Here is an 8,309-nt window from a genome sequence, read left to right as displayed (position 1 = left end):
ACACTCATCGGTTTGCCTCCTGTCGTTTTAGGGCCCCGTTCGGCCGGGGCCCCTACCGGAAGAACTTCCGGACCAGGAGCTGCAGGAGCTCCCCGTCGATCTTTTCCATGACGCCCTCGATCACGTGACCCCCGTCCTGCATCGTGACCCCCACTTCCTGCGGCGTTGCCCGGTGGAGCGTGATGAACTCGAGGAAAACCATCAGCTCCTTCTCGAGCCAGGCCGCGGCGTCCCCGGCGATCCGAAGCTTCTTCAGGTTCTGCGAGATGTTGCTCGGCATCGCGGCGAGAAGCCAGGACGACCGGTACGGGTCCTTCTTGAGCATTCGGGTGTCGGCGTTCACATCGTCGTTCACGGAACTGACGATCCCGTCGAGGGGAGAGACGAAGTCGATCTTCTTGTTCCCCTGGACCACGGTGAACGCCTTCTCGCCCTGCCGGAGCACCGCCCCGGGCCGGGGAAGTTCGATCCGGTCGATCCTCCCGATGATCCCCTGCGCGAAATCGTCGATGCCGATCTGCGCTTCCCCCGCGGGCGTCAGGTGGGCCCACGTGTGCCCGTTGTGGTAGAAGAGCCCGCCCGGCATGCGGAACTCGGGCAGCGCAACGGGCAGGAGCGCCGGAGCGGTTTCGCCCGCCCTTTCCCTTGCCTTCTCCCTTCTCAAGTGGATCGCAAGTTCGATGAGGAGAAAGGCGGCGATCGTCACGAGTATGAGTATGAGCACCATTTCCTTCACCTCCTTATCCCAGGAACAGTGCGACGATCCTGCTCCACTGCGCCTCGTTCAACCGGCTGCTGATGTCCGGGAGGGTCTCCCCCCCGTCCGTCGCGGTGATCCCCAGGTCGTTGCTGAACATCCGGTGGAGCCTTTCCGCCTCCCAGTCGAGCCACTGCCGCGCCACGCTTCCGTGGTAGAGGCGCGGGATCCATTCCCCGGGGAGGCGCATCGAGAAGATCCACCCGTCCCCGTAGGGGTCGCGGTTGATGGTTCCCGGGTCGTCGGCCACCTTCTTGTTGATCGCCCAGACGATTCCGTCCCCCGGCGCCACCATCCGGGCCGTCCTGTCGCCGGAGTGGAGAAGGAAGCAGACGCTGTTGTCCTTCACGACGGAGCCTTCCGGCGGAAGGGAGACGCGGTTGATTCTGCCGACGAGCCGCTGCGAAAAATCGTCAACCCCCACCTTCGCCTCGGCATCGGCTTCCATTCCGGGGGAAACCCACAGATGCCGGGGGTGGAAGTAGTAGTCGGGGCGGAGCAGGAACCCCCGGACGGTTTCCACTGCGCTTCCGTGGCCTTCGATCTCCCGGAAGGCGGAGCAGAGCCGGTATTCCTCGGTGTGGCACATGCCTTTCAGAGAGGCGGACCGGTCGACCGGGATCATCTTCTTGACGGGAAACGCCTTGCAGAACGTCACCGTCGTCATCTCGAGAAACGGGCACTTGTCCTCTCCCATCGGCGCACCCCTTTTTTTCGCGGCGATTCCTTTCATGCCGTCCTGAACCCTGCCCATGCCCCCTCGATGAGGTAGACGAATGCGAGGATGAGGTATGCCATCTTCTCCACCTCCTCTCTTGCCTCCATTCCAAGGCAATGACCGTGCCCGAACGGAAGCGAGGAGATCAGGGACTCATAGATGTCCGAAAAACCATGCGATTCCCGGCGAACAGGAGGGGAGGGAATGTTCGCGGAGAGAGGCGGGGAGTGTAGAGATTCTCTACGGTTTCCCTGTAGAAAAATTTCCGGCTGATTTTCCGGGGAGTTGGGGTGTTGACCTCTGCAACGGCAAGTTTACGTATTCAACACCTGTTCCTTCTTCAGTTCGTATTTCCGGATCTTGTTGTAGAGCGTGACGCGGTCGATCCCGAGCACCTGGGCGGACCGGATGATGTTCCACCGGTTCTCCTTGAGGACCTGGCGGATGTGCTCCTTCTCCATTTCGGAGAGGGATTTCCCGCGGCTCTCGGACACTCCGGGAGCCTGCGGGAGGCTCAGGTCGGCATCGAGGATCATCCTCCCTTTCGTGACCACCATCGCCCGTTCGATCACGTTTCGCAATTCGCGCGCGTTTCCCGGCCAGCCGTAGTCCATGAGCAGGCGCATGGCGGACTCGACCACCCCCTCGACGTTCTTCCCCATCTCGATGTTGAACCGGTCGACGAAGTGCTCCACGAGCAAAGGGATATCCTCTTTCCTTACCCGTAGGGGCGGGATGTGCACCGAGATGACGTTCAGCCGGTAATAGAGGTCCTCCCGGAACCTTCCTTCCTCGATCGCCTTCTTCAGATCCCGGTTCGTGGCGGCGATAATCCGGGAATTGATGGGGATCATCTGGTTTCCCCCGACCCGCTGGAACTCCCTTTGCTCGAGGACCCGGAGCAGGTCCATCTGCAGCTTGAGGCTGATGTCCCCGATTTCGTCGAGGAAGAGCGTGCCGTTCTTGGCGAGCTCGATCTTTCCGCTTCTCGCCTGGTCTGCCCCCGTGAAGGCCCCCTTTTCGTGACCGAACAGCTCGCTCTCCAGCAGGCTCTCCGTGAGGGCGACGCACGAAACGGACACGAAGGGCTCGTCCTTCCGCGGACTCTCCATGTGGATGGCCCGGGAAAGGAGTTCCTTCCCGGTCCCGCTCTCCCCCTGCACGAGCACGATCGAGTTGCTCTTCGCCACGGTCTTGACGAGCTCGAAGATCTCGATCATCTTGTGGTTCTTGCTCACCATGTCGTGGAGCCGGTACTGTTTCTTCAGCTCCTTCCGGAGATAGAGGTTCTCCTTCACCAGCTTCTGGTGCTCGATGATCTTCCGGATCGTCATGGAGAGATCTTCCGGGTTGAACGGCTTCACGATGTAGTCGTACGCTCCCTTCTTCATCGCCTGCACGGCGGTGTCCACCGTCGCGTACGCGGTCATGATGATCACGATCGTCTCGGGCCGGGCCTTCCGGATCTCGTCCATCAGCTGGATCCCGTCCATGCCGGGCATCTTCAGATCGACCATGGCCAGATTCCAGTCCTTCGCCGGAAGGCGCTCCAGCGCCCGGGCCCCGTTCTCGGCGGCCTCCACCTCGTATCCGTCCTCCTTGAGCCAGCTCGCCAGGGATTCCCGGACGATTTCCTCGTCGTCGACGATCAGGATGTTCACCTTCGGCTCCATGGTCAGGCCCTCCACGGTTCGGATTTCAGATACAGGGCGGAGTCGCAGCTTCCGCAATAGGTGCTCCGTTTCCGGTCGACGTCCCGCACGGTGTTGGACAGGTACATGATGCACTCCCGGTCGTGGCAGTGAATGAGGCCGAAATTGTGCCCCAGTTCGTGAAGGGCCTCCTTCACGAGACGGTCGAACAGAATTCCGTCGTCGGGGAAGAGCCCGTGGAATTCCTGCCGAAGTCTCGCGATCGAAACGATCGATGCCACCCCCCCCAGTTGGGCTTCTCCGAAGACGAAGGTCAGGATCGGGATGCACAGGTCCTTGTCGATGACCCCGACGATTTTAATCGCGTCGGCCGGAGTCTCCGTGAGGATCTCCCGGAGAATCCGGGTGGAGTTGTACTGGTTCCGGTTCCTCTCGTAGCTTCCTTCCGGCACGGGCATCGCCCTCATCGTCCTCACCGGGAGGGAGAGGTAGTCCCGCAAATGGTCCTGCAGCATCGTAAGCATGGCGTCGGGTATCATTCCCACCGGCCGGATGTAAATGGCGTCGTCGATCTCCCCGGTCCCTTGTCAGTTTGTCGGGAGGATGATGGCCATCTGCGTCCCTCCGCCGGGGCCGCTTCTGACATCGACCCTTCCGTTGTGGCGCGTGACGATCCCGTAGACGACGGATAGCCCCAGCCCCGTTCCCTTTTCCTTGGTGGTGTAGAACGGGTCGAACACCCGCAACAGGTCCTCGGGCGGGATCCCGGGGCCGGTGTCGGCGAACGTCACCGTTTCCGTGTTACGGGCGGGGTCGTGCTGGGTCGTGATGGTGAGGACCCCTCCTTTCTCCATCGCCTCGCACGCGTTGATGATGATGTTGATGAACACCTGCTTTATCTGCGACGGGTCCACCGGAATGTCCGGCAAGGGCTCCGTCTTTTTATCGACCTTGACGTTGGAGAGGACCAGCTTGTTCGTGACAATCACAAGCGATTCGTCCAGGAGGGAGTTCAGGTTGGCCACTTTCCGGCTCAATTCCTTGGGGCGCGTGAAATCGAGCAGGTTGTGGACGATCGCGCTCGTCCTCTGGACCTCCCGGCTCATGGTGGAGAGGTACTCCCGGAATTTCTCCACGTCGGGGGGTGCGTCCTTCCCTTCCTCGATCTTCCGTTCCATGAGCTTGATGTAGGTGAAGACCCCCGTGAGCGGGTTGTTGATCTCGTGGGCCACCGTTGCCGCTATCTTTCCCAGGGAGGCCAGTTTCTCCGAGTGGATCAGCTGGAACTGGGTGTCCTTGAGCTCCTTCGTCCGCGTCTCGACCCTGTCCTCCAGGGTCCGGATCCATTCGTGGATCTCCTCGTTCGCTCTCTGCAGGCTCGCCGTCATGTGGTTGAAGGAACGGGCGAGGTGTCCCATCTCGTCGCTCGAACGGATGGGGATGACGTGGTTCAGGTCCCCCCGGGCCACCCGGTTGGTCCCGAGGACGAGTTGCTTGACCGGCCTGCCCACGAAGGCCATGAGGGAGATCACGACGATCGCCGAGATCGACAGGATCGACAGGAAATTGAAGACGAGGGTCTGCCGGCGCGCGGATCGAATCTCGGCGTCCTCCTTCTCCAGCGAGAGGGTGATGTCGATCACGCCGAGGACGTTCTGGGAGGCCGGGTGGAAGTGGCAATCCCCGGAGGAGCACTCCGGGTCGTTGTACATCGGGTTGATCATGCCGAGGATCCGGTACCCCCTGTCGGAAGAGAAGATCCGGTTCCTCGACGAGGTGGTCAGCTTCAGGAGAGGGGTGTCCTTCGCATGGCACGCGTAACAGGCCTCGGCCTTCTTGTCCACCATCGTTCCCAGTTCGCTCTTCAAGGTCGAGAAGAGGATCCTTCCCTCGCTCCCGTAGATCCGTACCTTTTCGATCCCTTCCTGCTCCGCGATGGTCTCCATGATCCGGTACGCGTTCTCCTTGCGGTTCGCGATCATGTCGAAGCGGATCGATTTCTTGATCGTCTCGCTGAGCTGGGAGGCGTTCTTCAGGATCGTTTCGTCGAGGTGCCTTGCCTGGAGATCGAGATACAGGAACGTGAAGAATCCGTTGATTACCAGGGTGGCGACGGCGACGGAGAGGATGATCTTGAACTCGATGCTATTGTACCATTTCGTGCCGCGGTCATCCGCCGTGACGTCGGTGGGCGGCGTCCTCAGAGGATCGGGGGAAGGGGGCCCGGCGGGCGTTCCGGCAACAGGCGGGGACGTGCCGCCCCCGAGGGGGACGGAAGGTATCCCGAACAGCAGAGGTTTCCGATCCGTGTGCATTCTGCGGCATCACTCCGATGCGGTACACGGGACATTCGCGAATTGCACGATGTGGGAACGTGTCGATCAAATTTGTATACAGTATACGCTTCGGGAAGGAGAAAACAAGCGGGGGCCGGCCGCTCCTGCCTCAGGAGGGACGGGATGCGCCCTCCTCCTCTTTCGACCAGAACAACATGTCCAGGAGAAGGAGGATGACTCCGGCGGTGATCCCGATGTCGGCCACGTTGAAGGCGGGCCAGTGGTGGTGGTACCAGTGGACGTCGAGGAAGTCGACCACGTACCCGAAGCGTGCGCGGTCGATCAGGTTTCCGACCGCTCCCCCCAGGATCAGCCCGAGGCCGCAGGGCGCGGGGCCGTGATGGGGAAGAACGTGGATGTAGGCGAGCACCCCCGCCACGGCGAAGAGGGTGGCCGCCAGCAGCAGGGGGTGCACCCAGCGGGGGTCCAGGTTGGAGAGCAGTCCGAAGGCCACCCCGGTGTTCCGCACGTGGACGATGTGGAAGAAGCGGACCGATATCGCCCGGGCGTCGTAGAGCTCGAAATGGGACACGATCCAGGCCTTCGACGCCTGGTCCGCGACCGCGATCGCGAGCGCGGCCAGCACGGGGCCGCGAAATTTCCGGAACAGGGACACTTACCCCCCGGCCGTCGCGGCGCACCGCCCGCACAGCTGCGGGGAGGCGGCGATCGAGCCGACCTCCGGGGTATGGTTCCAGCACCGCTCGCACTTCGCCCAGGGAGCCTTTTCCACCCGCGCGGCAAGCCCGGGATACGCGGCGCTCGCGTATCCCCCGTCGACCTCTCCCACGGCGACCCCGGAAACGGTCAGCACGTCCCGGATCTCCCGGAGGTGGCTCCGGAACAGGTCGGCGAAGGGGCCCGGCGACACGGTGACGAGGGCGTCCTGGTCGCTGCCGATCCGCTTCTCTTTCCGGGCCGCCTCGAGCGGCTGCGCGATCTCCGACCGCAGGGCGAGGATCCGCTCCCACCGAGCGGCGATCTCCGCGCTCCCCGGCAGTTCCACCGCCTCCGGCAGGTCGGCCAGGAAGACGCTCTCCGGCTTCCCCGGCCAGGCCGGAAGGTACCCCCACGCCTCCTCCGCGGTGAACGACAGGACGGGGGCGACCAGGGTGAGCAGCCCCCGGCAGATCTCGAACAGCGCGGTCTGCGCCGACCTGCGGGCCGGGTCGTCCGCCTTCCCGCAGTAGAGCCTGTCCTTGAGGACATTCATGTAGAAGCTCGACATCTCGACCGCGCAGAAGTTGTTCACCGCGTGGAAGATGACGTGGAACTCGTAGTGTTCGTAGGCCCGGCGTACCTTCCCGGCGAGGCGGTGGTAGAGGATCATCGCGAAACGGTCCATCTCCTCCATCTTCCCGTAGGGGACGGCGTCCCGCTCCGGGGAGAAGTCGTACAGGTTCCCCAGCAGGAAGCGGACCGTGTTCCGGATCTTCCGGTAGGCCTCGGTGAGTCGGTCCAGGATGTCCTTGGAGATCCGGATGTCGTCGCGGTAGTCCTCGGCCGCCACCCAGAGGCGCAGGATCTCCGCCCCGTGCTTCCGGATGATCTCCTCGGGGGCGACGACGTTCCCCCTGGACTTGTGCATCGCCTCCCCCTTGCCGTCGACGACGAACCCGTGGGTCAGGACCGCCCTGTAGGGGGCGATCCCCCGGGTGCCCACCGCCGCCAGCAGGGTGGAGTGGAACCATCCCCGGTGCTGGTCGGACCCCTCGAGGTAAAGGTCCACCGGCACCCCGAGGTTCTCCTTCCCCTCGCAGACGCAGGCGTAGGAGACGCCGGAGTCGAACCAGACGTCGAGGATGTCGGTCTCCTTGATGAAGCGCTTCGCGCCGCATCGGGGGCATGCGGTTCCGGGAGGGACCAGGTCGGCGGCGTCCCGGTCGAACCAGGCGTCCGCCCCCTCCTTCTCGAAGATCCCCGCCACGTGGTCGACCAGCTTCCGGTCGAGCAGGACCTCCCCGCACGGCTCGCACTGGAAGATCGCGATCGGGACTCCCCAGGCCCGCTGCCGGGAGATGCACCAGTCGGGGCGGTTCGCGATCATCCCGTCGATCCGCTCCTTCCCCCACGCGGGGATCCACTCGACCTTCCGGATCTGCTCCAGCGCCTTCTCCCGGAGCCCGGTCCGGTCCATCGATATGAACCACTGCTTGGTCGCCCGGAAGATCACCGGCTGCTTGCAGCGCCAGCAGTGCGGGTAGGAGTGGGTCACCTCGTCCTGCCGGAGCAGGGCGCCCGCCTCGGCGATCTTCCGGTTCACCATCGGGTTCGCGGCGAACACCCCGACCCCGGCGAAGTGGGGGACGTCCGGAAGGAACCGCCCCGAGTCGTCGAGCGGGGCGTAGATCTCCAGCCCGTACTTGAGCCCCGTCTCGTAGTCCTCGCGCCCGTGCCCCGGCGCGGTGTGGACGCAGCCGGTCCCCGCCTCGAGCGTCACGTAGTCGGCCAGCACCAGGATCGAGTCCCGGTCGAGGAAGGGATGCCTGCAGCGGAGCCGTTCCAGCGGCGGTGCGTGAAAGGTCGCGATCGTGTTTCCGCCGCGAAGCCCGGTTCCGGCCAGGAACCTCTCGACGAGCCCCTCGGCCACCACGTAGACCTCGCCGCCCGCCTCGACCGCCGCGTACCGGAACTCCGGGTGGAGCGCCACCCCGAGGTTCGACGGGATCGTCCAGGGGGTCGTCGTCCAGATGACGAACGACACCTTCTTCCCGGCGAGCGACGGGTGGATCTTCTCCGGCGGGTCGGAGAAGGGGAACTTCACGAAGATGGAGGGGGAGGTGTGGTCGGCATATTCTACCTCTGCCTCCGCCAGGGCGGTTCTGCAGGTGACGCACCAGTAGACC

General features: G+C 63.6%; 6 protein-coding genes and 1 pseudogene (1 of these 7 cut by a window edge). All 7 read right to left on the bottom strand.

Going from position 1 to position 8,309, the window contains the following annotated elements; all coding sequences use genetic code 11:
• Positions 1–52: 52 nt before the first annotated feature.
• Positions 53–727, bottom strand: a complete 675-nt coding sequence (locus A2X88_05185) for a hypothetical protein (protein ID OGP35007.1) — start codon at positions 725–727, stop codon at positions 53–55.
• A 13-nt stretch (positions 728–740) separates the two neighbouring features.
• A complete protein-coding gene (locus A2X88_05180; GenBank protein ID OGP35006.1) occupies positions 741–1,454 on the bottom strand; it encodes a hypothetical protein in 714 nt (237 codons plus the stop codon).
• A gap of 335 nt (positions 1,455–1,789) precedes the next feature.
• Positions 1,790–3,148 carry a Fis family transcriptional regulator gene (locus A2X88_05175; GenBank protein OGP35011.1) on the bottom strand — a complete coding sequence of 453 codons (1,359 nt, stop codon included), beginning with the start codon at positions 3,146–3,148 and terminating at the stop codon, positions 1,790–1,792.
• A 2-nt stretch (positions 3,149–3,150) separates the two neighbouring features.
• Positions 3,151–3,699, bottom strand: coding sequence for a hypothetical protein (locus tag A2X88_05170; GenBank protein OGP35005.1), 549 nt, complete (start codon positions 3,697–3,699; stop codon positions 3,151–3,153).
• 15 nt (positions 3,700–3,714) lie between these two features.
• The gene (locus A2X88_05165; protein ID OGP35004.1) at positions 3,715–5,442 is read right to left on the bottom strand and encodes a hypothetical protein; all 1,728 of its coding nucleotides are present in this window, start codon (positions 5,440–5,442) and stop codon (positions 3,715–3,717) included.
• 130 nt (positions 5,443–5,572) lie between these two features.
• Positions 5,573–6,073, bottom strand: a complete 501-nt coding sequence (locus A2X88_05160) for a signal peptidase II (protein OGP35010.1) — start codon at positions 6,071–6,073, stop codon at positions 5,573–5,575.
• A 6-nt stretch (positions 6,074–6,079) separates the two neighbouring features.
• Positions 6,080–8,309, bottom strand: a pseudogene (locus A2X88_05155) (isoleucine--tRNA ligase) (it continues 548 nt past the right edge of the window).

It is taken from the genome of Deltaproteobacteria bacterium GWC2_65_14 (assembly GCA_001797615.1).
Taxonomy (GTDB): Bacteria; Desulfobacterota; Deferrimicrobia; order Deferrimicrobiales; family Deferrimicrobiaceae; genus GWC2-65-14.
This window is presented reverse-complemented; position numbering and strand designations above follow the sequence as displayed.

Coding starts and splice junctions, on each gene's coding strand:
- A2X88_05180 (OGP35006.1), bottom strand. CDS start 1,454: ATGGGAGAGGACAAGTGCCCGTTTCTCGAGATGACGACGGTGACGTTC.
- A2X88_05175 (OGP35011.1), bottom strand. CDS start 3,148: ATGGAGCCGAAGGTGAACATCCTGATCGTCGACGACGAGGAAATCGTC.
- A2X88_05165 (OGP35004.1), bottom strand. CDS start 5,442: ATGCACACGGATCGGAAACCTCTGCTGTTCGGGATACCTTCCGTCCCC.
- A2X88_05185 (OGP35007.1), bottom strand. CDS start 727: ATGGTGCTCATACTCATACTCGTGACGATCGCCGCCTTTCTCCTCATC.